We start from the raw sequence: 24,566 nt of genomic DNA on the forward strand, positions 1-24,566 counted from the left end.
CGCGGGCAAGTCCGCTGCCACAAGCAGGAACCTCCGGTCAGGTTTCGACTCGAATGCTCACCTTTGGCATAGCCCTGGATTGCCCGGGGCTGCTGCGCAGCCCATCGCGACGCAAGGCCGCTCCTACAGGGGGCCTTGAGCAGGCGGTAGGGCTCGGGTAATGTCGAGCCATTGCACAGGACAGAGCACGCCCATGACCTCCAAGCTGGAACAACTCAAGCAGTTCACCACCGTGGTCGCCGACACCGGGGACCTGGACGCCATCACCCGCCTCAAGCCGGTCGATGCCACCACCAACCCCTCACTGCTGCTCAAGGCCGCCGCCATCCCCGGCTACGCCGAGCTGCTCAAGCAGGTCAAGGCAGACGCCAAGGGCAATGTCGACCTGGCCTGCGACAAGTTCGCCGTGGCCGTGGGCGCGGGCATCCTCAAAGTGATCCCGGGGCGTATCTCCACCGAAGTGGATGCGCGCCTATCGTTCGACGAACCCGCACTGCTGAACAAGGCCCGCCAACTGATCGGGCTCTATGAAGCGGCCGGGATCACGAAAGACCGCGTGCTGATCAAGCTGGCCTCCACCTGGGAGGGCATCCGCGCCGCCGAGAAGCTGGAGAAGGAAGGTATCCAGACCAACCTCACCCTGCTGTTCTCCTTCGCCCAGGCCCAGGCCTGCGCCGATGCCGGGGTGTTCCTGATCTCGCCGTTCGTGGGCCGTATCTACGACTGGTACAAGAAGAGCACCGGCAAAGAATATGTGGGCGCCGAAGACCCGGGCGTGCAGTCGGTCACCCGTATCTATGACTACTACAAAGCCAACGGCTACGACACCGTGGTGATGGGTGCGAGCTTCCGCAACATCGGCCAGATCGAACAGCTGGCCGGCTGCGACCGCCTGACCATCAGCCCGGAACTGCTGGTGCAACTGTCGGACGACCAGGGCGCGCTGCCACGGGTGCTCAAGCCGGGCAACGCCGGCGAGGCGAAGCAGGTGCTGAACGAGAGCCAGTTCCGCTGGGCGATGAACGAAGACGCCATGGCCACCGAGAAGCTGGCCGAGGGCATTCGCCAGTTCGCCCGGGACCAGGAGAAGCTCGAGAAGCTGATGGCCGAAAAGGCCTGATACATATCGGGTTTGCCAAGCGGGCGGGAAGTGCGCAGCATTTTCCGCCCGTTTTTGTTTCAGCCACCCTTGAAGTGCTTGAACATGATGGCCCCTTCGCGGGTAAACCCGCTCCCACAAGCGCTGCGCTGGTCTTGATGGCCGCACCGCACCTGTGGGAGCGGGTTTACCCGCGAAGGGGCCAGTCAGCCTAACAGAGCCGTCAATGACCTCCCCCGCCCCATTGCCCTTCGTGCTTGCCGGTCCGGTACTGCGCCGCCTTGAACCCCAACGCCTGGCCATCTGGCTGGTCGGCTCGCAACCGTCGCGGCCTGACTTCCTAATCGACCACCCAGGCATCACCCTCAGCCTTCACTGCGAAACCATCGCCGTGGGCGAGCGTGCATTCGTCCATTTGCTGGACATCCAGTTCGACCAGCCGTTGCCCCGCGACGTCGCGATCACCTACGACCTGCTGATCGACGGCCAGGGCATCGCCGACTGGGCGCCACACCTGCTCTACCCCGGCGCCAGCCGCCCAAGCTTCGTACTGCGCGAGCGCCTCGATCACCTGCTCCACGGTTCGTGCCGCAAGCCCCACCACCCCGCCGCCGACGGCCTGCTGTGCGCCGACCGCCTGCTTTTGGCCTGCGAGCAACCGCAACAACGCCCGGCCGTGCTGCTGATGACCGGCGACCAGGTCTACGCCGACGACGTCGCCGGCCCCATGCTGCGGGCCATCCACGAACTGATCGAGCACCTGGGCCTGTTCGACGAAACCCTGGACGGCGCCCTGGTGGCCAACGGCGCCGAGCTCTACCAGCACCCCGCCAGCTACTACCACCGCGCCGACCTGCTGCCCGCCCAGCAAAGCAACGAAACCCTGCGCGAACGCTTCTTCGGCGGCAAACGCAAACCGATCTTCTCGTCCAGCAACGCCGACAACCACCTGGTGACCTTCGCCGAGGTCATGGCCATGTACCTGCTGGTGTGGTCACCCACACCTTGGACGCTGGTGCGCATGGCAATGCCTGCCGGGCTCACCGACCAGCGCCAGGCGCGCTACCGGCACGAGCTACCGCTGATCGAGGGCTTCCGTGACGGGCTGGGCCGGGTGGCACGGGTGATGGCCCACCTGCCCTGCCTGATGATCTTCGACGACCATGACATCACCGACGACTGGAACCTGTCGGCGCAATGGGAGCAGACCGCCTACGGCCACCCGTTCTCGCGGCGCATCATCGGCAATGCGCTGCTGGGTTACTTGCTGTGTCAGGGCTGGGGCAACGACCCGGATGGCTGTGCGGCGCTGATCGCGCAGTGCCTGCAACCGGAGCAGGACCGCGACGCGCTGATCGGCGAACTGCTGCGTTTCCAGGGCTGGCAGTTCGAGCTGCCCAGCGACCCACCGCTGTTGGTGCTGGACACCCGCACCCGGCGCTGGCGCAGCGAGAGCAGCCTGGCCAAGCCGTCGGGTCTGCTCGACTGGGAGGCGTTGTGTGAGCTGCAACAGGCCCTGCTGGACCATCCTTCGGCGATCATCGTGTCACCGGCGCCGATCTTCGGGGTCAAGCTGATCGAGACCGTGCAGCGGGTGTTCAGCGCGCTGGGCCACCCCTTGCTGGTGGACGCCGAGAACTGGATGGCCCACCGTGGCGCGGCGCAGGTGATCCTCAACATCTTCAGCCACTCGCGCACGCCGGGGCACTACGTGGTGCTCTCGGGCGACGTGCATTACTCGTTCGTCTATGAGGTGTTGATCCGTCACCGCCAGCGCAGCCCGCACTTGTGGCAGGTGACCAGCAGCGGCATCAAGAACGAGTTCCCCCGGCGCCTGTTGGATGTGCTGGACCGGCTCAACCGTTGGCTGTACGCACCGCGCTCGCCACTCAACTGGTTCACCAAGCGCCGGCAGATGGAGGTGGTGCCGCGGGTGCCCAGCCATAGCAAGGCCGGCGAGCGGTTGTGGAACAGCGCGGGGCTGGGGCAGGTGTTCTTCGACGGGCAGGGGCGGCCGGAGCGGGTGTATCAGCTCAATGCCGACAGGGCGCCGGCGACGGCATTCGTTCGGCGGGAGTGAGCGTCAGCCCCATTCGCCAGTCAGCCGGCTCCCACATCCTGCGCGGTCTCTGTAGGAGCGGCCTTGCCGGAGCGCCGGACCGGCCGGAAAGGGCCGCATAGCGGCCCCGGCGATCTTGAGGTGTATTCGAGGCACTGGGGGCGCTGCGCACCCCTTTCGCGACACAAGGCCGCTCCTACACACAGCGTCGGCCATGACCCTGTGTGAGCCGGCTTGCCGGCGATAGCGATGGAGCAGGTAAAAACCGATCAGGAACGCTCGAGCGCGCTCACCAGGTCATGGAAGGCTTCACGGTTGGAGTCGTTCAAGCCCATGAGGATCTTGTGCGCCTCCAGTACCTTCGAGCGCACCACCTCCTCGTTCTGATCCTGCGACGGCAAGTCGGTCAGGCATTCCGGGCAAGGTACGGGGCGGTCGACGATGTTGAACACCTGGTCGAAGCCCATGGACTGCAACAGCCGGGAAATATCGGGGTTGGTGGTGACCACGGTCGGCAGCAGGCCAACCTTTTGCCGCGACAGGATCGACAGCTTGGCCAGCAGACCCAGCGTGGTGCTGTCGATGCTTTCGGTTTCGGTCAAGTCGATGACGATGGCCGAGAAGTTCAGCGCGGTGAAAATCTTCTCGATCGTCGCATCCAGCGCCGAACACAATGTCAGGCGCACTTCACCGACAAACTTCAGGACGAAGGTCCCGCTCTGCTCGGCGAACTGGATTCTACCGGTACTCATGCAAGGTTCCTGCTCAACACCAATAGGGCGATATCATCCGGCATCTCCCCAAGCGTAGCCAATCCGAATCGTTGGCGCAGCCCCTCCAGGCTACCCCCCGCGGCCTTGACGATCTCCGGCAAGGTCGCTTCCTTATCTTTGAGTGTGCCCCCCGGCAAAAGGTCCAGAATGCCATCGGACATCAGCGTGAGGCTGAACTGCGGTGGCAGCTCGATCACCTGGTCCTGGTAGCTGGCCTCGTCGAACAGCCCCACCGGCAGGCCGCGGCCTTCCAGGTAGCGCGCTTCGCCCGGGGTGTACAGCACCGGCAGCGGCAAGTGGCCACCGACGCTGTAGGTGAGCAGGCCGGTGTCCTCGTCGATGACGCCACCGACCATGGTCACATGCTTGCCCAGCTTGCAGTTGATCAGCCCACGGTTGATGTGGCTGAGCACTTGCGAAGGCTTGAACTCGCGCATCTTGCCGCCGCGCTTGAATTCGAACAGCAGCCGCGTGGTCATGAACTTGAGCAGCACGGTGACGAACGCCGACGACGCACCGTGCCCGGACACATCCGCCAGGTAGAAGGCGATGCGCCGGTCATCCACGCGGAAGTAGTCGGCGAAGTCGCCCGACAGGTACAACGACGGGATGATCTGGTGCTCGAACGCGTACTCACCTGCTACCCAAGGGTTCTCGGGCAGCATGTTCATCTGCACCTGGCGCCCGGCGGTCTGGTCCTCCTGCAACAGGTGCAGGCTGGCCTCCAGTTCACGGTTGGCGGCTTCGAGCTTGTCGCGGTAGCGCTGGTTCTCCAGCACCAGGCGCGAGCGATCGAGCGCGCGGCGCACCGAATGCTCGAGCACGGCAAGATCTTCCAGGGGCTTGATCAAGTAGTCCGCCGCGCCCAGGCGCAAGGCCTCGACCGCATCGCTCATGACGCCGGCGCCAGACACCACGATCACCGGCAACTGCGGGGCGCGCTCGCTGACCTGGCGGATCAGTTCAAGGCCGCCCATCTGCGGCATGCGCAGATCGCAGATCACGAGGTCGGGCTGGTGTTCTTCGAAGACCTGGAGGCCCTGCTGGCCGTTACTGGCCTGGAGGACGCTGAAGCCACTGTCTTCCAGATAGGCGGCGAGGCTGGCACGGACCACGTCGTCGTCATCGATGATCAGCAGCGTTGCACTGGTTTTCTGCATGTGGGCGAACGGCGCCGATTGGGGTTGGCGTAGCGTGCGTCGGCGGGCCGACAGACGTTACTGGAATACTGTGTAATCACTCACTCTCTGAGTTGTAGGACAAGAAGACTCGCCCGGCAAATAGCAGTGGTGCCCTGTAAGGCGCAGACGGTACTCCCATCCGCAAGGCGTTTCAAGCATGCAAGGGTCGAGTGTTTCACGCTAATCACTCACGGTTATTAACGAATCATTTGATGGCATCGATATGCATATGGACAGGCTCATCGCAGCCGGCACATTGCCGTCACGTTTTACCCGGACGTATGATCGGCCCGACGGTCAGGCCAGCACTGCAACCCCATGCAAAGGAACCGAGCATGCCCCAGACACCCACCAGCCACAGTGAGAAACGCGATTACATCCGCATGCGCATCGACACCGAGGCCAGCCTGCTGCATGAAGGCCAGGTGATCGCGGCCATGTGCCTCGACTTGTCCAGCAGTGGCATGCAAGTGCAGGCGCCGCAGCGCTTTCAGGTGGGTGACCACCTCGAGGTACGCATCGAGTCCGACCACCCTGCCCTCAAGGGCCTGCACGCCAGCACCGAGGTGGTATGGATCGCCGACCAGCCGGGGGGCGCGCAGAAGCTCGGCTTGCGCATCCTGGCGATGCACTGAGCCCAAGACGCAAAAAGGCGACCCGAGGGTCGCCTTTTTCGTATCCGCCAGGATCAGAAGTCGTCTTCGACCTCGCCATCCTTGACCTTGAACTCGCGGTTCTGCAGGTAGGCGTTGCGAATGAAGATGTACTTGTCGCCCTGGATCAGCTTCTCGGCCGACAGCAGGTTGGCGCGGGTGTCGATGACGTCGAGGGCGAAGATCGAGTTGCGCGTCGGCACGTGGTCGATGTAGCGGTAGGGTTCGGTGTAGGTGTCCGGGTACTTGGCCAGGCCGTCGCGCACGGTGCTTGGGCCGAGCAGTGGGATCACCACGTACGGGCCGCTGGGCACGCCCCAGTAGCCGAGGGTCTGGCCGAAGTCTTCGTCACTGCGCTGCAGGCCCATCTTGGTGCCGACGTCGAAGAAGCCGCCCAGGCCGAAGGTGGTGTTGACGATGATCCGCGCCGTGTCGACACCCGCCGCATGCGGCTTGAGCTGCAGCACGTTGTTGGCCAGGTTGGTCACATCACCCAGGTTGCGGAAGATGTTGTGGATGCCATCTTCGAGGAACTGCGGGGTAACAGCCTGGTAACCCTGGGCCAATGGCTTGAGGGCATAGGTGTCCAGCAGGTCGTTGAACCTGAAGATCGGTCGGTTGACCGCCTCCCAGGGGTCGTCCTCGGTGGCCGCCTGGGTGGCTGCCACGGGCGCCAGCAACAGGCTGGCGCAGACACAAGCCTGGGTGACTCGATCGATCACTCCGGCACCGATCCTACGCATAGATGTTTCTCCATCGGATTTCACGGCTGCAGCGGCCTTTGGCACGCTGCTGAACAAGGCGCCAGTATAATGGCTCACCGGCTGATAAACAGCCTTACATAAATTTGCTAAACATTTTGTGAACAACTGTTGCAGTCATCGCCCGGTAACAATGACTGGATAGCCTGCGGACTATTTCAGGGAAGTGGCCATGCAAGACGCACCCGCCTTCACCGCCGTGCTGTTCGGACTGCGCGGCTGCCTGGTCCAGGCGGCGAACGGCAGCCCCCTGCCCGCCCCTGGCGCCCTCGACTCGTTGGCCAAGCTACGCGCCAGGCAGGTGCCCTGCATCTGGCTCGACCAGCTCAGCGCCCCCCAAAGCAAACGCTTGACCGGCGTGCTGCCCGACTGGCTACCCGGCCACCTCGCCACAGGCTGCCAGTGGCCTGCGCCCAACGCCTGCTGGCAAGCCTTGATGACCCTCGAAAGCCAGCGCCTGGAAGGTTGCGTGCTGGTCAGCGGCGAGCCCTTGTTGCTGCAATCAGGCCTCAACGCCGGCCTGTGGACCGTCGGCCTGGCCGCCTGCAGCCCCTCCTGCGACCTGGCTTCCAGCCAGTGGCAGGCAATGAGCGCCAAAGAACAGGAGCAAGCCCGCGGCAAAGCCACGCTGGAGCTGTTCGGCCTGGGGGTGCACTCGGTGATCGACCATCTGGAATCCCTCGACGGCTGCCTGGCGGACATCGCCCAGCGTCGGCACAAGGGCGAAAAACCCTAGCGCCGGCCGTTGACAAGGGTCATGCAAAGCACCGGCAGGTGGATTACGCTAGAGGGCAGGCAAGAACCTTTACTGCTTCGCTGAGGTCCATGCCTTGCCAAGCCATTGATGGAGAACGAACAATGCCTGCCCGCGAATTGCAAGAGCGCCTTGACAGCCTGCGCGAGCAACTGGACCGCAACGTACCGCTAACGGACGAAGAGCTGGCCAGCCTGCATGAAGAAGCACGGCAGATCGAGGCACAGCTGAAACTCGAAGAGGCCACGCCGGACAACAACCTGGTGGATGGCGTGAACCTCGCCATCGAACGCTTCGAAGCCGATCACCCGGACCTCACCGCCACCCTGCGCAGCATCGCCAACTCGCTGCACAGCATGGGGATCTGACCCTCTTTGATATCGAATGGGGCTGCGAAGCAGCCCATCGCCGGCAAGCCGACTCCCAAATCTTGCGCGGCCTCTGTAGGAGCGGCCTTGTGTCGCGAATGGGCCGCAGAGCGGCCCCGACGATCTTGAGGTGTATTCGAGATCCTGGGGGCGCTGCGCCCCCCTTTCCGACCGGTCCGGCGCCCCGGCAAGGCCGCTCCTACAAAAAAGCGGTGCAAGACAGTTGCTCCCGCAGGCAGTGCGGCCCTGTGGGAGCCGGCTTGCCGGCGATGGGCCGCAACGCGGCCCCGATTGATTTACTGCCGAACCAGGCGCAGGTTCTGCGGGCTGATCGCCCGGGTGCTGCGGTACGGGTTGATATCCAACCCACCCCGGCGCACATACCGCGCATACACCGTCAAATGCTCCGGTTGCAGCAAGTTCTTCAAGTCCAGGTAAATACGCTCCACACACTGCTCGTGGAAGTCGGCATGCTGACGGAAGCTGATCAGGTAGGTCAGCAGGCTGGCATGATCCAGCGCCCGCCCCTTGTACTCCACCACCACGCTGCCCCAGTCCGGCTGGCCGGTCACCGGGCAGTTGGACTTGAGCAGGTGGCTGTGCACGGTCTCTTCCACCACACGCTCTGTCGAGCAGCGCAGCAGTTCCGGCTGCGGCTGTTCATAGTTGCTGATGCTGATATCCAGCGCATCGATGCACTGGCCTGGCAAGGCGGTCACGCCCTGGGCCTCGATCTCGGCCAACGTGCTGACCTTCACGGCCACCGGCTTGCCCGCAGCCGCCGACAGGTCCTTCACCAGGCAGGCCTGCAACTCGGCCACGCTCTGGAACACTGTCTGGTTCAGCGAGTTGAGGTACAGCTTGAACGACTTCGACTCGATGATATTCGGCGAATCGCAAGGGATGGCGAACTCTGCGATGGCCACCACCGGCTTGCCCGATGGCAGCAGCCAGGACAGCTCGAAGCAGTTCCAGAAGTCCACCCCCTGCCAGGGCAACGCGTCGCCGCTGACACCCAGCTCGGCCCACTTGGCCAGGCGCGGGATGGGGAACAACAGTTCGGGGGTATAGGTGGCGATGTATTCGCTGGACTTGCCCAGCGGGGAGTGTTCGGCGGCGGGATGCATGGAAACTGACCTGAAGGTTCGAAATTGCCCCTAGTCTACCGGTTTTGCCCCCCGCCTTGCAGCGCCCGTCACTCGATGGTCAGTGGCCCGACCATGCCGGCCTGGTAGTGCCCTGGTACGTTGCAGGCGAACTCGATGGGTGCCGATTTGTGGAAGGTCCAGGTCAGCTCGGCGCGCTGGCCGGGCTGCACCAGCACAGTGTTGCCGCCACCATGGGTGTGGCCACCGTCCATTGTCTGGCCGTGGCCCATCTGGCCATGGTCCATGCCTTCGTGATTCATGCCGGCGGTGAACAGTTTGCCTTGCATGGCAATCATTTCCTTCTGGTGCTCGACGTGCATGGCCTTGTCACCCAGGTTGAACTCATGGGGCAACTGGCCTTGGTTGATCAGCACGAAACGCACGGTTTCGCCGGCCTTGACCTTGAGGCTCTTGGGTTCGAAGGCGATGTCCTTGAGCACCACTTCGACGGTACGGCTGGCCTTGGCCGCCGGTGCCGGCTCACCAAAAGCGAAGGCCTTCGATGCGTCGGCGAATGTGGGCAGGCTAAGCAGCGCGAGGGTGGCGGCGAGGAACAGGTGTTTCATGGGTAACTCCGGATAACACAGCGAGAATGGTGCCATTCTCGAAAAAGCTGACTGGCAGCTGGCTGACGGGAAGATTACAACTTTGTCAGCTTGGGCGGCGCGCCGGATCGTCACGTATGATTTCGCCAACACCCCTGTCATTGCGGTTACGTGGGAGTGGGCTTGCCCCGCGATGGCGATGTCACGCCGATCGCGGGGCAAGCCCGCTCCCACGGCACACCCTAAAATCCTGGAAACTCCATGAAACTGCTGATCGTCGAAGACCAGGCCAAGACCGGCCAGTACCTGAACCAGGGCCTGCGCGAGGCCGGCTTCGCCACCGAGCTGGCCGGTGACGGCGACACCGGCCAGCACCTGGCCCTGACCGGCGACCACGACCTGCTGATCCTCGACGTGATGCTGCCCGGGCGCAATGGCTGGCAGATCCTCCAGGCCGTGCGCCAGGCAGGCCTGGACACCCCGGTGCTGTTCCTCACCGCCCGTGATGCCGTCGAGGACCGCGTGCATGGCCTGGAGCTGGGCGCCGACGACTACCTGGTCAAGCCCTTCGCCTTCTCCGAATTGCTGGCACGGGTGCGCACCCTGCTGCGCCGGGGCGCCAGCGCCAGCCAGGACACCAGCCTGAGCCTGGGCGACCTGCGCCTGGACCTGATCCGCCGCCGCGCCGAGCGCGCCGGCAGCCGCATCGACCTGACCGCCAAGGAGTTCGCCCTGCTCGAGTTGCTGTTGCGCCGCCAGGGCGAGGTGCTACCCAAGTCGCTGATCGCCTCGCAGGTGTGGGACATGAACTTCGACAGCGACACCAACGTCATCGAAGTGGCCATCCGCCGACTGCGCCTGAAGATCGACGACAACCACGCCACCAAGCTGATCCACACCGTGCGCGGCATGGGCTATGTGCTCGAGGAGCGCCAGGACTGATGCGCCGCCTCTCCCTGGGCGGGCGCCTGGCCCTGCTGTTCGCCGCCTGCACCGCCGCCGTGTCGCTGGGTGCGGGCCTGTTGTTCAACCGCGCCAGCGCGCAGCACTTCGTCGAGCTCGACCAGCAACTGCTCAGCGGCCGCCTGTCGTTGATGCGCAGCCTGCTTGACGGTGTCGCCACCCCGCAGCAACTAGCCACGCGCCTGCCCATGCTGATCAACGAACTGAGCCACCAGGCGGACCTTGCCCTGCGCGTGCGCGGCGCCGATGGCACGCCCTGGTTCGACAGCCGCGCGGCGCTGCCGGACGAGCCACGCGGCGCCGGTCTGGCTACGCTGCGCACCCAGGGCGTCGACTATCGCAGCCTGAGCATCGCGCTCGACCAGGGCCGGCCCGATTCGCCGCAACTGACCTTGTTCCTCGACATCACCCATCACCAGCATTTCCTGCAAGGCATGCAGCGCCTGATCTGGCTCACGGTCGGACTGTCGGCGCTGGCCACCGCGCTGCTCGGTGCCTGGGCCGCGCGCCGAGGGCTGAAGCCGCTGCGGCAGATGGGCAAGGTCGCGGCCAGCGTCAATGCCCGCTCGTTGACCACGCGGCTGCCCGCAGAGCAAATGCCCGAGGAGCTGGCCGAACTGGCCGCGACGGTCAATGCCATGCTGCAACGCCTGGACGATGCCTTCCAGCGCCTGTCGGCGTTCTCCGCCGACATCGCCCACGAGTTGCGTACACCGCTGTCGAACCTGCTCACCCACACCCAGGTCACCCTCACCCGCCCGCGCGCCCTGGAAGAGTACCGCGAAGCCCTGCACGGCAACCTCGAGGAGCTGCAGTGGATGGCCCAACTGGTCAACGACATGCTCTACCTGGCCAAGGCCGACCACGGCCTGCTGATGCCCAGCCGCCAGCCGCTGGACCTGGCCGGGGAGGTCGACGCACTGCTGGAGTACTACGCGCCGCTGGCCGAGGAGGCCGAGGTGCGGCTACTGCGCGAGGGGCAGGCACGCACCGAGGGCGACCGGCACATGCTGCGCCGCGCCCTGTCCAACCTGCTGGACAATGCGCTGCGTTTCACGCCAGCCGGGGGCGAGATCCGCGTCACTTTGGCAGATGGCCTGCGCGTCAGCGTGGCCAATACCGGGCCGGCGATCCCTCCGCAATTGCTGGAACGGCTGTTTGACCGTTTCTACCGGGCGGACCCGGCGCGCCAGGAAGGCAGCAGCGAGCATGCGGGGTTGGGGTTGGCCATTACCCGGTCGATCGTGCAGGCGCATGGGGGTAGCATCAGAGCAGAGTGTGCAGATGGCTGGACGCGGTTTGTGATCGAGCTGCCTGCTTAGGGCTGCTGCGCACCCCATCGCCGGCAAGCCGCACACACTTGGCGGCCAGCATGCTCCCCCTGTAGGAGCGGCCTTGCCGGGGCGCCGGACCGGCCGGAAAGGGCCGCAAAGCGGCCCCGGCAATCTTGAGGTGTAATCGAGATCCTGGGGGCGCTACGCACCCCTTTCGCGGCACGAGGCCGCTCCTACAGATTCATGCGCAAGACAGTTGCTCCCGCATGGTGAGGATCACCCTCAAGGCCAAAGCCGGCTTGCCGGCGATGGGGGGGCAACGCGCGCTCTGACTTGCAAGCCCTTACTCGTAACGCAGCGCCATGGCCGGTTCCACCTGCGAAGCGCGGTACGCCGGGTAGATCGTCGCCAGGAAGCTCATCACCAGACCAGCCGTACAGATCAGCGCGACATCGCCCCACTGCAGCTCGGACGGCAGGCTGCTGATGAAGTAGATGTCGGAGGTGAAGATATGCTGCCCGCTGACCCGCTCCAGCCAGCCGACGATCTGGCTGACGTTGAACGCGGCGACCACCCCGAGCACCCCACCGATCAGCGTCCCGACGATACCGATCAGGCTGCCCTGGACCATGAAGGTGCCCATGATCTGCGCCGGCGTGGCGCCGAGGGTGCGCAGGATGGCGATGTCCGGGCCCTTGTCGTTCACCACCATCACCAGGGTGGCGATGATGTTGAACGCCGCCACCGCGATGATCATCATCAGCAGCAGGCCGATCATGGTCTTTTCCATCTTCATGGCGCTGAACAGGCTGCCCTGGGTGTGCGACCAGTCATCGGCGCGATAGGCATCACCCAGGCCGGCGACAATGGCTTTGGATACCTGCGGCGCGGCGTACAGGTCGTGCAGCTTCAGGCGTACGCCCTGCACCTGACCGGGGGCCCAGCGCTGCATCTCGCCCGCGTCGACCATATGGATGTAGGCCTGGGAGCCGTCCAATTCGGCGCCGACCTTGAAGATACCAACCACGGTCAGGCGCTGCATGCGCGGGGTGATGCCGCCTGGCTCGTTGCTGACCTCGGGAACGATCAGGGTCAGCTTGTCACCGGTATTGAGGCGGAAGCGCCGCGCGGTCAGCTCACCGATGACCACGCCGTACTCGCCAGGCACCAAGGCCTGCAGGCTGCCCTGCACGATGTGCTGGGTGACAATGGAGACCTTGGCCTCCTCGTCCGGGTCGATACCGGCGACCTGAATGGGCTGCATCGCGCCCTTGTACGAGAGCATGCCTTCCATCTCGGTGATCGGCGCCGCAGCCATCACCGCCGGGTTGCCCTCGGCGGCGCGGGCGACCTTGTGCCAGTCATCCAGCGGCTGCACACCCAGGATGGCGGCGTGAGGCACCAGGCCCAGCACCCGCGAGCTCATTTCGCGCTGGAAACCGTTCATCACCGAAAGCACCACGATCATCGCCAGCACGCCGAGCGACAGGCCGATCATCGAGGTCATGGAAATGAACGAGATGAAGTGGTTGCGGCGCTTGGCACGGGTGTAGCGGGCACCGATGAACAAGGGCAAGGGTCTGAACATGAACGGGAACACCTAAATTGATAGTCAACCGGGGCGGCCTGGCGGCGCCCCGCGCAAGCGGCTCAGATCGCCACCAGGTGCCCGTCTTCCAGGCGCAGCACACGGTCCATCTGGCGCGCCAGGTTGAGATCGTGGGTCACCACCAGGAACGCCGTCTGCGAATGGGTGGAAAGCTCCTGCATCAGCTCCTGGATCCCCTGGGCGGTGTGATGGTCGAGGTTACCGGTGGGCTCGTCGAGCATCACCAGGCCCGGGCGGTTGACCAGGGCGCGGGCGATGGCCACACGCTGGCGTTCGCCACCGGACAGTTCGGCCGGCTTGTGGTTCAGGCGGTGGCCCAGGCCAACGCGCTTGAGCAGCGCCTCGGCGCGCTCGCGGGCTTCGGCGATGGCGGTCTTGCCGATCAGCAGCGGCATGCAGGCGTTCTCCAGGGCGGTGAACTCCGGCAGCAGGTGGTGGAACTGGTAGACGAAGCCCAGCGCGCGGTTGCGCAGCAGGCCACGGGCGCGCTCGCCCAGCGCCGACAGTTCTTCACCGGCCAGCCAGACGCTGCCCTGAGAGGGAGTGTCGAGGCCACCCAGCAAGTTGAGCAAGGTACTCTTGCCCGAGCCCGAGCTGCCCACGATGGCCACCCGTTCGCCCGGGTGCAGCTCAAGGTTCAACCCGGACAACACCTGCACCGACTCCGGGCCTTCATCGTAGCTCTTGCCCAGGTTGCGGCAACTCAACACGGCTTTATCACTCATGCGCGACTCACTCATAACGTAGCGCCTCTGCAGGCTGGGTGCGCGAGGCGCGCCAGGCCGGGTACAGGGTGGCGAAGAAACTCAGGACCAGCGCCGCGCCGCAGACCATGTACACGTCCTGGGCCTGGAGCTGCGAAGGCAGGTAATCGATGAAATACACGTCGGCATTGAGGAACTTGTGCCCGATCAGCGTCTCGATGCCGGCGATCGCCGCACTGACATTGAGCGCGCCGAGAATCCCCAGCACCGCGCCGATCAAGGTGCCGACCACGCCGATCACCGTGCCCTGGACCATGAAGATGGCCATGATCTGCCCAGGCGTGGCGCCAAGGGTGCGCAGGATGGCGATGTCGCCGCGCTTGTCGTTGACCACCATCACCAGGGTGGAAATGATGTTGAACGCCGCCACCGCGACGATCAGCAGCAGCAACAGGCCGATCATGGACTTCTCCATGCGGATCGCCTGGTACAGGTTGCCGTGGGTGCGGGTCCAGTCACGCGGGTAGTATTCCTGGTCACCCAGTTGCTGGGCGATGGCCCAGGCGGCACGCGGGGCCTGGAACAGGTCGTCGAACTTCAGGCGGATGCCCTGAACCTGGTCGGGCTTCCAGCGGTGCAGGCGCGACAGGTCGGCGATGTTGGTCAACCCAAGGTAGCCGTCAATCTCGCCGGCACCGACGTGGAAGGTACCCACCACGGTGAAGCGCTTCATGCGCGGGAACATCCCGGCGGGCGTGACGCTGACCTCCGGGGCGACGAAGGTCAGCTTGTCGCCGACGTTCACCCCCAGTTTCAGCGCGGCCTTGTCGCCGATCATGATGCCCCACTCGCCCGGCGCCAGCTTGTCGAGGCCGCCCTGCAGCACGAACTTGTCGATGATCGACACCTCGCGCTCACGGGCCGGGTCGATGCCGTTGAGCAGCACCTTCTGCACCTTGCCCTCGTGAGTAAGCAGGCCCTGCATCTGGGTGAAGGGCGCGACCGCCGTCACCTGCGGATTCTGCTTTACTTTATCGGCAAGGGCCTGCCAGTCGTTGATCGGCTGGCCGGTCTCCAGCGTGGCGTGGGGGATCATCCCCAGCACGCGGGTACGCATCTCGTGATCGAAGCCGTTCATCACCGAGAGCACCACGATCATCACCACCACGCCCAGGGCGAGGCCGATCATCGAGGTGAGCGAAATGAACGAAACGAAGTGGTTGCGACGCTTGGCACGGGTGTAGCGCGTACCAATGAATACGAAAAGAGGTCTGAACATGTCGGGGCTTGTTCGGATGAAAGGGAACGTCCTTGTGGCGGGGCGCCTACAGCGGCTTTACACTCGGACCACCGCCGTAACCTTGGGTTCGCCATGACGACACTAGACGAAGAAGATCGCCGCGAATACTACCGCATCGAAGATCGGATCGCACTTCAAATCAACCCCTTGAGCGCGGCTGAAGCCCTTGAAACAGAACTGTTGCAGGATGATTCACCGCTGTTCAACCTGCTCAGCGAGCTGCACCTTTCGGACTTCGAGTCGCAACACCTGCTGCGCCAGCTGAGCGAAAAGGACCGCACCCTCGCCGCCTTCCTGCGCGCCCAGAACAAACGCCTCGACCTGCTCAGCGCCGTGGTGGCGCAGACGCTGATCGGCGAGATCGGCCAGCCGATACCGGTGATCATCTCCGAAGGCGGCCTGGAATTTGCGCAAGCACAAAAGATCGCACCCGGCACCCGGGTCAAAGTGAAGATGGTGCTGATGCCCCGCGCCCACGGCCTGCTGCTGCGCGGCCGGGTCACCCACTGCGACCCGCGCCCCGACGGCGACTACGAGGTGGGCACCGAATTCATCGACATGACCGACGCCCAGCGCCAGTTGCTGGCACGCTACATCCTGCAGCGCCAGCAACAACAGCGGCGCCAGGCGCTGGAACAGAACGACCCCGCCTCCTGAGCTTATGCTCGCTGATTTGAAGGAACGAACGTGACCCTGATCTATGGCCACCGCGGCGCCAAGGGCGAAGCCCCCGAGAACACCCTGAACAGCTTCCGCCAGTGCCTGTCGCACGGCGTGACCCGCTGCGAACTCGACCTGCACCTGTCGGCCGACAACGAACTGATGGTGATCCACGACCCCACGCTCAAGCGCACCACTGGCCGACGCGGCAAGGTGGTCGAGCACACGGCCGCCGACCTGGTCACCTATGACGCGCGCAAGGGCGGCCCAGGCCATGTGCAGCCCTGCCCTATCCCCACACTGGAAGAACTGTTCGAGAAATGCCCCTTCGAGCACTGGCAGCTCGAAGTGAAAAGCGCCTCGCGCACCCGCGCAGCCAGCACTGTGCTGGCGATTCGCGAACTGGCGCAGCAGTACGGTGTGCTGGACAAAGTCACCATCACGTCCAGCTCACGGGAAGTGCTGGGCGCCGCATTGGAGCTGGTGCCGGACGTGAAACGCGGCCTGGTCGCCGAGTACGCCTGGCTCGACCCGCTGAAGGTCGCGCAGAACTACGACTGCGAGATGCTCGCGTTGAACTGGACGCTGTGCACCCCCGAGCGCCTGCTCAAGGCCCAGAAACAGGGTTTGCACGTGTCGGTGTGGACGGTCAACGAACCGGCGCTGATGCGCCGGCTCGCTGATTTTGGCGTGGACAGCCTGATCACAGACTTTCCCGGTTTGGCCAAGACCACCCTCGGGTAGGGCTGAAATCGGTCTCCCCGACCGGCTCAGGCCACCGGTCGGAGCCGCTCAAAAAAGCCGGTTCAGACCGTCGTAGGCAGCTACCCGATAGGCTTCGGCCATGGTCGGGTAGTTGAAGGTGGTGTTGACGAAGTACTTCAGGTTGTTCTGCTCGCCCGGCTGGTTCATCACCGCCTGGCCGATGTGGACGATCTCCGAAGCCTGGTAGCCGAAGCAGTGCACGCCCAGGACCTCCAGGGTTTCGCGGTGGAACAGGATCTTCAGCATGCCCTGCGGCTCGCCGGCAATCTGTGCACGGGCCATGCTCTTGAAGAAGGCCTTGCCCACTTCGTAGGGCACCTTGGCCTGCGTCAGTTCCTGCTCGTTCTTGCCGATCGAGCTGATCTCCGGAATGGTGTAGATGCCGGTCGGCACGTCATTGACGAAGCGCCAGCTGCCGTTGTCGACGATGCTGCCGGCGGCCGAACGGCCCTGGTCGTGGGCGGCACTGGCCAGGCTCGGCCAGCCGATCACGTCACCGGCACCGTAGATGTTCGGCACGCTGGTGCGGTAGCTCTCGTCGACCTCGATCTGGCCACGGCTGTTGACCTTGATACCGATGTTTTCCAGGCCCAGCTTGTCGGTGTTGCCGGTACGGCCGTTGCACCACAGCAAGGCGTCGGCCTTGATCTTCTTGCCCGACTTCAGGTGCAGGATCACCCCGTTGTCCAGCCCCTCAACCCGCTCGTACTCCTCGTTGTGGCGCACGGTGATGTTGTTGTTGCTGAAGTGGTAGCTCAGCGCCTGGGAGATTTCCGAGTCGAGGAAGCTCAGCAACTGGCCGCGGTTGTCCACCAGCTCCACCAGCACGCCCAGGCCGCTGAAGATCGAGGCGTATTCGCAACCGATCACCCCGGCTCCATAGACGATCAGCTTGCGCGGGGTGTGGCTGAGGCTGAGGATGGTGTCGCTGTCATAGACGCGTGGGTGGTGGAAGTCGATGTCCGCCGGGCGGTACGGGCGCGAGCCGGTGGCGATGATGATGTGCTTGGCGTTGAGCTTCTCGACCACACCGTTGGGGCAGACCACTTCGATGGTCTGCTCGTCGGCGAAGCTGCCGGTGCCGACGAACACGTCGACGCGGTTGCGGGCGTAGTAGCCGGTGCGCGAGGCGACCTGCTTGCTGATCACCTTCTCGGCGCTCTTGAGCACGTCGGGGAAGGAGAACCAGCGAGGTTCGCCGATGGCGCGGAACATCGGGTTGGTGTTGAACTGCATGATCTGCCGCACGGAGTGACGCAGCGCCTTGGACGGGATGGTGCCCAGGTGGGTGCAGTTGCCGCCGACCTGGCGGCGGCTGTCGACCATCGCCACCTTGCGCCCTGCTTTGGCGGCGTTCATTGCCGCGCCTTCTCCGGCCGGGCCGGAACCCAGCACCACTACGTCGTAGTTGTAGACAGCCATGCGTACTCCTTCAGAACTGGCCCGCCGACCGGATGGCCGCGGGGCGCGATCATGCCGCCTGAGCGCCATGAGAAAATTCGGGTGCAGTCTAATCAAGCGTGAACGCCGCGCACATTAACCCTTGGTCGCGTCGTAGGCCACTGTTGCCTGCACTACATGTGGTTGCACCGGCTCCATGGTGCCGAATCATCCGTGGCTAGCCTTTCACTGCCCTTTCACCGCCCGTGCGAATGCCGGGGTGGAACGGGAGACGAAGCCACCTTCGGCCCGGGTCACCAATACCGCGGCGATTCCGTGCGCCACGGCGAAGTCCCAGCCCTGCTCCGGCCCAAGGATCAACAACAGCGTCGAATAACCGTCGGCCAGCAGCGCCGAGGCATCGAGCACGGTCACCGAAGCCAGGTCATGTTCGACCGGACGCCCGAGCCGGGCGTCGAAGGTGTGCGAATAGCGCCGGCCATTGTCCTCGAAATAGTGCCGATAGTCACCCGAGGTCGACACCGCCAGCCCTTGCACGGCAATGACCTGGCGGGCGATCTGGCGGTCTTCGCGGGGCAGTTCCAGGGCTACCCGCCAGGGGCTGCCGTCGGGCTTATGGCCCATGGCCTTGAGTTCACCGGTGGCCTCGGCGAGGAAGCTGTCGATACCCATCCTTTGCAGGTGCGCGGCGATCAGGTCGACGGCATGGCCGGCGGCGATGCTGTTGAAATCCAGCTCGATTGGTGCGTCCTTGCACAGGGTTTGCCCCTCGATGCGCAGATGACGATAGCCCACACGCTGACGGGCCTGGGCCAGGGCCTGCGGATCAGGCACATGCAACGCCCGGGACTGCGGGCCGAAGCCCCACAGGTCGAGCAGTGGCTCGACGGTCAGGTCGAAGGCACCGCCGCTCTGGTCAGCCAGGTGCTGGCCGAGGGTGACCAGTTCAAGCATGTCGTCATCGACAGGCAGGCACTGGTTGGCCGGCAACTGGTTGAAGTGGCTGACGGTGGAATCGCCACGGTAGGTGGAATAGTGCGCGTCGACGGCCTGCAGGATACCTTCGACAGCCGCCTGCACCTGGGCTGGGGCCGGGCCGCCGGGTTGGCGCACGTACTGGATGCTGTAGCTGCTGCCCATGGTCGGGCCGCCGAAGCGTTCGAGGGTGGGACCCTGTTCGCAGCCCGTCAGGAGCATCAGGATGGACAAGAGTGCTGCGCGCAAATGTGCTTTCTCGGTTATCAGTGCTGGTGCGGCCACTGTAGGAGCGGCCTTGTGTCGCGAAAGGGCTGCAGAGCAGCCCCGGCAATCTTAGTGGTAACGCTGAAACCTAGGGGCCGCTGTGCGGCCCTTTCGCGACACAAGGCCGCTCCTACAACAATAGAGCCAGCACAGAGAACACCAGCCCCCAAAAAAACGGGAACCCGAAGGTTCCCGTTTTTTCAACGCATTACAAGCGGATCAGCGTGGAAACGCTGGCGGGTTCACACCGGCCATGTCTTCCATCACGCGAACTACCTGGCAGCTGTAGCCGAACTCGTTGTCGTACCAGACGTACAGGACAACGCGGTTGTCGCTGCAGATAGTCGCCTCGGCGTCAACCACACCGGCGTGGCGCGAACCGACGAAGTCGGTGGAGACCACTTCCTGGGAGCTCACGTAGTCGATCTGCTTGTGCAGTTCGGAGTGCATGGCGGTCTGGCGCAGGTACTCGTTGAGCTCTTCGCGGTTGGTGGCCTTCTCAAGATTGAGGTTGAGGATGGCCATCGACACGTTTGGCGTCGGGACGCGGATCGCGTTGCCGGTCAGCTTGCCCTTGAGCACTGGCAGTGCCTTGGCGGCGGCGGTGGCGGCACCGGTCTCGGTGATGACCATGTTCAGCGGCGCGGCACGGCCACGGCGGCTGCCCTTGTGGAAGTTGTCGATCAGGTTCTGGTCGTTGGTGAACGAGTGAACGGTTTCGACGTGGCCATTGACGATGCCGTACTGGTCGTTGATGGCCTTGAGCACCGGCACGATGGCGTTGGTGGTGCACGATGCAGCGGAGATGATCTTGTCATCGGCGCTGATGTCGCCGTGGTTGATGCCGTGCACGATGTTCTTCAGCGCGCCCTTGCCAGGTGCGGTGAGGATCACGCGGGCAGCGCCTGGGCAGGCCAGGTGCTGGCCCAGGCCGTCGGCGTCACGCCATACACCGGTGTTGTCGACGATCAGCGCATCGCTGATGCCGTACTGGGTGTAGTCGACTTCGCTCGGGCTCTTGGCGTAGATGACCTGGATCAGGTTGCCGTTGGCGGTGATGGTGTTGTTGGCTTCGTCGATGGTGATGGTGCCATCGAACGGGCCGTGCACCGAGTCACGGCGCAGCAGGCTGGCACGCTTGACCAGGTCGTTCTCGGCACCCTTGCGCACGACGATGGCGCGCAGGCGCAGGCCGTCGCCGCCACCGGTCTTCTCGATCAGGATGCGCGCCAGCAGGCGGCCGATGCGGCCAAAGCCGTACAGCACGACGTCGGTGCCCTTGCGTGCGGAAGCGTTCTGCTGACCGACCACATCGGCCAGTTCTTCGCGAACGAACTGCTCGGCGGTACGGCCGTTGCCTTCGAGCTTGAACTTGTTGGCCAGCTTGCCCAGGTCCACCGAAGCGGCGCCCAGTTTCAGCTCGCTCATGGCCTTGAGCAGGGGGAATGTCTCGTGGACGGACAGTTCGGTTTCGTCGGCTTGACGGTGACGCGCAAAGCGGTGGGCCTTGAGAATCGAGATAACCGAACGGTTGATCAGGCTGCGGCCATAGATCGAGCTCACCACGTTGTTGTTGCGGTAGAGCTGACCGATAAGCGGGATCATCGCTTCAGCCAGGGCTTCACGATCGATCCACTCACCAAGACACTGGTCGGGCTTCTGAGTCACGGTAACCTTCCACATGTAGGGGAACAAAAAAGGGGCTACATTATGACGCCCCGCGGCGTATCGGGCAATGAGCGCCTGTCGCCGGCCCCAAGCCCCGTCATCAGGCCCTTTCAAGCCTGACAGCGTGCCCCGTCACCGGTACAATCGACCTCTTTGCCGCAACGCTTGGAGCCCGATCTCCCGTGTCAGTTCTGCGCCTACCGCAACTGTCGGCCACGGCCGGCAAACAAACCTGGGGCAACTTGCCCGGTGCCAGCCTTAGCCTGGCCATCGCCGAGGCCGCCAGCAGCGCCGGTCGCTTCACCTTGCTGCTGACCGCCGACAGCCAGGCCGCCGACCGCCTGGAGCAGGAGCTGCGCTTCTTCGCCCCTGAGCTTCCGGTGCTGCCGTTCCCCGACTGGGAGACGCTGCCCTACGACCTGTTCTCGCCGCACCAGGACATTATCTCCCAGCGCATCGCCAGCCTTTACCGGCTGCCGGAGCTGGACCACGGCATCCTGGTCGTCCCCGTCACCACCGCCCTGCACCGCCTGGCGCCCACGCGCTTCCTGCTGGGCAGCAGCCTGGTGCTGGACGTGGGCCAGAAGATTGATGTCGAACAGATGCGCACGCGCCTGGAAGCCAGCGGTTACCGCTGCGTCGACACGGTCTACGAGCATGGCGAGTTCGCCGTGCGCGGCGCACTGATCGACCTGTTCCCCATGGGCAGCAAGCAGCCGTACCGCATCGACCTGTTCGACGACGAGATCGAGACGCTGCGCACCTTCGACCCGGAAACCCAGCGCTCGATCGACAAGGTCGACTCGGTGCGCCTGCTGCCGGCGCGCGAGTTCCCCATGCAGAAGGACGAAGTGACCCGCTTCAAGGCGCGCTTCCGTGAGCGCTTCGATGTGGACTTCCGGCGCAGCGCGATCTTCCAGGACTTGACCAGCGGCATCATCCCGGCCGGCATCGAGTACTACCTGCCGCTGTTCTTCGAGGAAACCTCGACCCTGTTCGACTACCTGCCGGCGGACACCCAGGTGTTCTCCCTGCCGGGTGTGGAGCAGGCCGCCGAGCATTTCTGGAACGACGTGCGCGGTCGCTATGAAGAGCGCCGCGGCGATCTCAGCCGCCCGCTGCTGCCGCCCGCCGAACTGTTCATGCCGGTCGAGGACTGCTTCGCCAAGCTCAAACAATGGCCCCGCGTGGTGGTCAGCACCGAGGAGCTTGAACCTGGTGCGGGCCGCGAACGTTTCCCGGCGCGCGCCCTGCCCAACCTGGCCATCGAAGCCAAGGCCAACCAGCCGCTGGCGGCGCTTTCGAACTTCCTCGACCAGTTCCCTGGCCGGGTACTGTTCACTGCCGAGTCCGCCGGCCGGCGCGAAGTGCTGCTGGAGCTGCTCGAACGCCTGAAGCTGCGCCCGCACACCGTCGACGGCTGGGCCGACTTCATCACCGGCAGCGAGCGCCTGGCGATCACCATCGCCCCGCTCGACGAAGGCTTGCTGCTGGACGATCCGGCCATTGCACTGGTTGCCGAAAGCCCTCTGTTCGGCCAGCGCGTGATGCAGCGTCGCCGTCGCGACAAACGCGGCGAGGCGGCCAACGACGCGGTCATCAAGAACCTCACCGAGCTGCGCGAAGGCGCACCGGTGGTGCATATCGACCATGGCGTGGGCCGCTACCTCGGCCTTGCGACGCTGGAGATCGACGGCCAGGCCGCCGAATTCCTCACCCTCGAGTATGCCGAAGGCGCCAAGCTCTACGTGCCGGTGGCCAACCTGCACCTGATCGCCCGCTACACCGGCAGCGACGATGCCCTGGCCCCGCTGCACAGGCTCGGCTCCGAAACCTGGCAAAAGGCCAAGCGCAAGGCCGCCGAGCAGGTGCGCGACGTCGCCGCCGAACTGCTCGACATCTACGCCCGCCGCGCCGCGCGCAAGGGCTATGCCTTCGCCGACCCGGCCGCCGACTACGCCACCTTCAGCGCCGGCTTCCCGTTCGAGGAAACCCCCGACCAGCAGAACGCCATCGAGGCCGTGCGCGAGGACATGCTCGCCGCCAAACCGATGGACCGCCTGGTGTGCGGCGACGTCGGCTTCGGCAAGACCGAGGTGGCCATGCGCGCGGCCTTCATTGCCGTGCACAGCGGCCGTCAGGTGGCGGTACTGGTGCCCACCACCTTGCTCGCGCAACAGCACTACAACAGCTTCCGCGACCGCTTCGCCGACTGGCCGGTAACCGTCGAGGTGATGAGCCGCTTCAAGTCGGCCAAGGAAGTCAGTGCCGCCGCCGCGGAGCTGGCCGAAGGCAAGATCGACATCCTCATCGGCACCCACAAGCTGCTGCAGGACGATGTACGCTTCAAGGACCTGGGCCTGGCGATCATCGACGAGGAACACCGTTTCGGCGTACGCCAGAAAGAGCAGCTCAAGGCCCTGCGCAGCGAGGTGGACATCCTGACACTGACGGCCACGCCGATCCCGCGCACGCTGAACATGGCGGTATCGGGCATGCGCGACCTGTCGATCATCGCCACCCCACCGGCCCGCCGCCTGTCGGTGCGCACCTTCGTCATGGAGCAGAACAAGAGCACGGTCAAGGAAGCGCTGCTGCGCGAACTGCTGCGCGGCGGCCAGGTGTACTACCTGCACAACGATGTGAAAACCATCGAGAAGTGCGCAGCGGACCTGGCCGAACTGGTTCCGGAAGCACGCATCGGCATCGGCCACGGGCAGATGCGCGAACGCGAACTCGAACAGGTGATGAGCGACTTCTACCACAAGCGCTTCAACGTGCTGATCGCCTCGACCATCATCGAGACCGGCATCGACGTGCCCAGCGCCAACACCATCGTCATCGAGCGCGCCGACAAGTTCGGCCTGGCACAGCTGCACCAGCTGCGCGGCCGCGTCGGCCGCAGCCACCACCAGGCCTACGCCTACCTGCTCACCCCACCACGCCAGCAGATCAGCGCCGACGCCGAGAAACGCCTGGAAGCCATCGCCAACACCCAGGACCTGGGCGCCGGTTTCGTCCTGGCCACCAACGACCTGGAAATCCGTGGTGCCGGCGAGCTGCTCGGCGACGGTCAGAGCGGGCAGATCCAGGCGGTCGGCTTCACCCTCTACATGGAAATGCTCGAGCGCGCGGTCAAGGCCATTCGCAAGGGCAACCAGCCGAACCTCGAGCAACCGCTTGGTGGCGGCCCGGAGATCAACCTGCGCCTGCCGGCGCTGATCCCCGAGGACTACCTGCCGGATGTGCATGCGCGGCTTATCCTCTACAAGCGCATCGCTTCGGCGGCCGACGAAGAAGGCCTGAAGGACCTGCAAGTGGAGATGATCGACCGCTTCGGCCTGCTGCCCGAGCCGACCAAGAACCTGATGCGCCTCACGCTGCTCAAGTTGCAGGCGGAAAAGCTCGGCATCAAGAAAGTCGACGCCGGCCCCAATGGCGGCAAGCTCGAGTTCGAGGGCGAAACCCCGGTCGACCCGCTGACCCTGATCAAGCTGATCCAGGGCCAGCCCAAACGCTACAAATTCGAAGGGGCGACCCAGTTCCGTTTCCTGGTCCCCATGGAACGCCCCGAAGAACGCTTCAACACCCTGGAGGCGCTGTTCGAGCGCCTGGCCCCACAGACAAACTAAGGAAGCT

At 64.6% G+C, this 24,566-nt stretch carries 21 protein-coding genes; 10 read left to right on the top strand and 11 right to left on the bottom strand.

Going from position 1 to position 24,566, the window contains the following annotated elements; translation table 11 throughout:
- Window positions 1-193 precede the first annotated feature (193 nt).
- Both tal and IX761_RS00280 read left to right on the top strand, forming a co-directional pair.
- Window positions 194-1,120 (top strand): transaldolase, encoded by a 927-nt coding sequence (gene tal / locus IX761_RS00275; RefSeq protein WP_194787569.1) that lies wholly within the window; start codon window positions 194-196, stop codon window positions 1,118-1,120.
- Window positions 1,121-1,325: 205 nt separating this feature from the next.
- Window positions 1,326-3,179, top strand: coding sequence for an alkaline phosphatase D family protein (locus IX761_RS00280; RefSeq protein WP_194787570.1), 1,854 nt, complete (start codon window positions 1,326-1,328; stop codon window positions 3,177-3,179).
- Window positions 3,180-3,427: 248 nt separating this feature from the next.
- Here the strand turns inward: IX761_RS00280 and rssC are convergent, their stop codons facing one another.
- Both rssC and rssB read right to left on the bottom strand, forming a co-directional pair.
- Entirely contained in the window at window positions 3,428-3,910 is a 483-nt protein-coding gene (rssC, locus tag IX761_RS00285) for an anti-sigma factor antagonist RssC (RefSeq protein WP_194787571.1), read from the bottom strand.
- Window positions 3,907-5,091, bottom strand: coding sequence for a two-component system response regulator RssB (gene rssB / locus IX761_RS00290; protein ID WP_194787572.1), 1,185 nt, complete (start codon window positions 5,089-5,091; stop codon window positions 3,907-3,909). Before rssB ends, rssC begins: the two co-directional genes overlap by 4 nt.
- A gap of 356 nt (window positions 5,092-5,447) precedes the next feature.
- Here rssB and IX761_RS00295 point away from each other — a divergent pair, with 356 nt between their 5' ends.
- Window positions 5,448-5,747, top strand: a complete 300-nt coding sequence (locus tag IX761_RS00295) for a PilZ domain-containing protein (protein ID WP_194787573.1) — start codon at window positions 5,448-5,450, stop codon at window positions 5,745-5,747.
- A gap of 53 nt (window positions 5,748-5,800) precedes the next feature.
- On the opposite strand, the gene IX761_RS00300 is transcribed toward IX761_RS00295, so the two are convergent.
- A complete protein-coding gene (locus tag IX761_RS00300) occupies window positions 5,801-6,508 on the bottom strand; it encodes a VacJ family lipoprotein (protein ID WP_194787574.1) in 708 nt (235 codons plus the stop codon).
- 190 nt (window positions 6,509-6,698) lie between these two features.
- On the opposite strand from IX761_RS00300, the gene IX761_RS00305 reads away from it, so the two are divergent.
- Both IX761_RS00305 and IX761_RS00310 read left to right on the top strand, forming a co-directional pair.
- Window positions 6,699-7,262, top strand: coding sequence for a phosphonoacetaldehyde phosphonohydrolase-related protein (locus tag IX761_RS00305; protein WP_194787575.1), 564 nt, complete (start codon window positions 6,699-6,701; stop codon window positions 7,260-7,262).
- A gap of 122 nt (window positions 7,263-7,384) precedes the next feature.
- Window positions 7,385-7,648 carry a DUF4404 family protein gene (locus IX761_RS00310; protein ID WP_194787576.1) on the top strand — a complete coding sequence of 88 codons (264 nt, stop codon included), beginning with the start codon at window positions 7,385-7,387 and terminating at the stop codon, window positions 7,646-7,648.
- 296 nt (window positions 7,649-7,944) lie between these two features.
- On the opposite strand, the gene queF is transcribed toward IX761_RS00310, so the two are convergent.
- Both queF and IX761_RS00320 read right to left on the bottom strand, forming a co-directional pair.
- Window positions 7,945-8,775 carry an NADPH-dependent 7-cyano-7-deazaguanine reductase QueF gene (queF, locus tag IX761_RS00315; protein WP_194787577.1) on the bottom strand — a complete coding sequence of 277 codons (831 nt, stop codon included), beginning with the start codon at window positions 8,773-8,775 and terminating at the stop codon, window positions 7,945-7,947.
- A 68-nt stretch (window positions 8,776-8,843) separates the two neighbouring features.
- Window positions 8,844-9,362 (bottom strand): cupredoxin domain-containing protein, encoded by a 519-nt coding sequence (locus tag IX761_RS00320; protein ID WP_194787578.1) that lies wholly within the window; start codon window positions 9,360-9,362, stop codon window positions 8,844-8,846.
- A gap of 240 nt (window positions 9,363-9,602) precedes the next feature.
- Here IX761_RS00320 and IX761_RS00325 point away from each other — a divergent pair, with 240 nt between their 5' ends.
- Complete coding sequence (locus IX761_RS00325) at window positions 9,603-10,283, top strand: heavy metal response regulator transcription factor (protein ID WP_194787579.1); 681 nt, start codon at window positions 9,603-9,605, stop codon at window positions 10,281-10,283.
- Window positions 10,280-11,626: a heavy metal sensor histidine kinase gene (locus tag IX761_RS00330; protein ID WP_194787843.1), complete on the top strand. Its 1,347-nt coding sequence runs from the start codon at window positions 10,280-10,282 to the stop codon at window positions 11,624-11,626. The genes IX761_RS00325 and IX761_RS00330 overlap by 4 nt, the downstream gene beginning before the upstream one ends.
- A 295-nt stretch (window positions 11,627-11,921) precedes the next feature.
- Here the strand turns inward: IX761_RS00330 and IX761_RS00335 are convergent, their stop codons facing one another.
- The 3 genes from IX761_RS00335 to IX761_RS00345 all read right to left on the bottom strand — a co-directional run bounded on the left by IX761_RS00335 (window position 11,922) and on the right by IX761_RS00345 (window position 15,170).
- The gene (locus IX761_RS00335) at window positions 11,922-13,166 is read right to left on the bottom strand and encodes a lipoprotein-releasing ABC transporter permease subunit (RefSeq protein WP_194787580.1); all 1,245 of its coding nucleotides are present in this window, start codon (window positions 13,164-13,166) and stop codon (window positions 11,922-11,924) included.
- A 62-nt stretch (window positions 13,167-13,228) separates the two neighbouring features.
- Complete coding sequence (gene lolD, locus IX761_RS00340; protein ID WP_194787581.1) at window positions 13,229-13,912, bottom strand: lipoprotein-releasing ABC transporter ATP-binding protein LolD; 684 nt, start codon at window positions 13,910-13,912, stop codon at window positions 13,229-13,231.
- A gap of 7 nt (window positions 13,913-13,919) precedes the next feature.
- Complete coding sequence (locus tag IX761_RS00345) at window positions 13,920-15,170, bottom strand: lipoprotein-releasing ABC transporter permease subunit (RefSeq protein ID WP_194787582.1); 1,251 nt, start codon at window positions 15,168-15,170, stop codon at window positions 13,920-13,922.
- 93 nt (window positions 15,171-15,263) lie between these two features.
- On the opposite strand from IX761_RS00345, the gene IX761_RS00350 reads away from it, so the two are divergent.
- Together IX761_RS00350 and IX761_RS00355 are read left to right on the top strand one after the other, a co-directional pair.
- Entirely contained in the window at window positions 15,264-15,848 is a 585-nt protein-coding gene (locus IX761_RS00350) for a PilZ domain-containing protein (protein WP_194787583.1), read from the top strand.
- A 30-nt stretch (window positions 15,849-15,878) separates the two neighbouring features.
- On the top strand, window positions 15,879-16,595 hold the full coding sequence (locus IX761_RS00355; RefSeq protein WP_194787584.1) for a glycerophosphodiester phosphodiesterase: 717 nt from the start codon (window positions 15,879-15,881) through the stop codon (window positions 16,593-16,595).
- A gap of 48 nt (window positions 16,596-16,643) precedes the next feature.
- On the opposite strand, the gene sthA is transcribed toward IX761_RS00355, so the two are convergent.
- The 3 genes from sthA to IX761_RS00370 form a co-directional block, all read right to left on the bottom strand.
- Entirely contained in the window at window positions 16,644-18,038 is a 1,395-nt protein-coding gene (gene sthA, locus IX761_RS00360) for a Si-specific NAD(P)(+) transhydrogenase (protein WP_194787585.1), read from the bottom strand.
- Window positions 18,039-18,242: 204 nt separating this feature from the next.
- Complete coding sequence (locus IX761_RS00365) at window positions 18,243-19,241, bottom strand: FAD:protein FMN transferase (RefSeq protein ID WP_194787586.1); 999 nt, start codon at window positions 19,239-19,241, stop codon at window positions 18,243-18,245.
- Window positions 19,242-19,478: 237 nt separating this feature from the next.
- The gene (locus IX761_RS00370; RefSeq protein WP_194787587.1) at window positions 19,479-20,942 is read right to left on the bottom strand and encodes a glyceraldehyde-3-phosphate dehydrogenase; all 1,464 of its coding nucleotides are present in this window, start codon (window positions 20,940-20,942) and stop codon (window positions 19,479-19,481) included.
- Between the two features lie 167 nt (window positions 20,943-21,109).
- Here IX761_RS00370 and mfd point away from each other — a divergent pair, with 167 nt between their 5' ends.
- Window positions 21,110-24,559 (top strand): transcription-repair coupling factor, encoded by a 3,450-nt coding sequence (gene mfd, locus IX761_RS00375; protein WP_194787588.1) that lies wholly within the window; start codon window positions 21,110-21,112, stop codon window positions 24,557-24,559.
- Window positions 24,560-24,566 lie beyond the last annotated feature (7 nt).

The sequence above is a fragment of the Pseudomonas sp. UFMG81 genome (assembly GCF_015354575.1).
GTDB lineage: Bacteria > Pseudomonadota > Gammaproteobacteria > Pseudomonadales > Pseudomonadaceae > Aquipseudomonas.

Coding starts and splice junctions, on each gene's coding strand:
- tal (WP_194787569.1), top strand. CDS start 194: ATGACCTCCAAGCTGGAACAACTCAAGCAGTTCACCACCGTGGTCGCC.
- IX761_RS00280 (WP_194787570.1), top strand. CDS start 1,326: ATGACCTCCCCCGCCCCATTGCCCTTCGTGCTTGCCGGTCCGGTACTG.
- rssC (WP_194787571.1), bottom strand. CDS start 3,910: ATGAGTACCGGTAGAATCCAGTTCGCCGAGCAGAGCGGGACCTTCGTC.
- rssB (WP_194787572.1), bottom strand. CDS start 5,091: ATGCAGAAAACCAGTGCAACGCTGCTGATCATCGATGACGACGACGTG.
- IX761_RS00295 (WP_194787573.1), top strand. CDS start 5,448: ATGCCCCAGACACCCACCAGCCACAGTGAGAAACGCGATTACATCCGC.
- IX761_RS00300 (WP_194787574.1), bottom strand. CDS start 6,508: ATGCGTAGGATCGGTGCCGGAGTGATCGATCGAGTCACCCAGGCTTGT.
- IX761_RS00305 (WP_194787575.1), top strand. CDS start 6,699: ATGCAAGACGCACCCGCCTTCACCGCCGTGCTGTTCGGACTGCGCGGC.
- IX761_RS00310 (WP_194787576.1), top strand. CDS start 7,385: ATGCCTGCCCGCGAATTGCAAGAGCGCCTTGACAGCCTGCGCGAGCAA.
- queF (WP_194787577.1), bottom strand. CDS start 8,775: ATGCATCCCGCCGCCGAACACTCCCCGCTGGGCAAGTCCAGCGAATAC.
- IX761_RS00320 (WP_194787578.1), bottom strand. CDS start 9,362: ATGAAACACCTGTTCCTCGCCGCCACCCTCGCGCTGCTTAGCCTGCCC.
- IX761_RS00325 (WP_194787579.1), top strand. CDS start 9,603: ATGAAACTGCTGATCGTCGAAGACCAGGCCAAGACCGGCCAGTACCTG.
- IX761_RS00335 (WP_194787580.1), bottom strand. CDS start 13,166: ATGTTCAGACCCTTGCCCTTGTTCATCGGTGCCCGCTACACCCGTGCC.
- lolD (WP_194787581.1), bottom strand. CDS start 13,912: ATGAGTGATAAAGCCGTGTTGAGTTGCCGCAACCTGGGCAAGAGCTAC.
- IX761_RS00345 (WP_194787582.1), bottom strand. CDS start 15,170: ATGTTCAGACCTCTTTTCGTATTCATTGGTACGCGCTACACCCGTGCC.
- IX761_RS00350 (WP_194787583.1), top strand. CDS start 15,264: ATGACGACACTAGACGAAGAAGATCGCCGCGAATACTACCGCATCGAA.
- sthA (WP_194787585.1), bottom strand. CDS start 18,038: ATGGCTGTCTACAACTACGACGTAGTGGTGCTGGGTTCCGGCCCGGCC.
- IX761_RS00370 (WP_194787587.1), bottom strand. CDS start 20,942: ATGTGGAAGGTTACCGTGACTCAGAAGCCCGACCAGTGTCTTGGTGAG.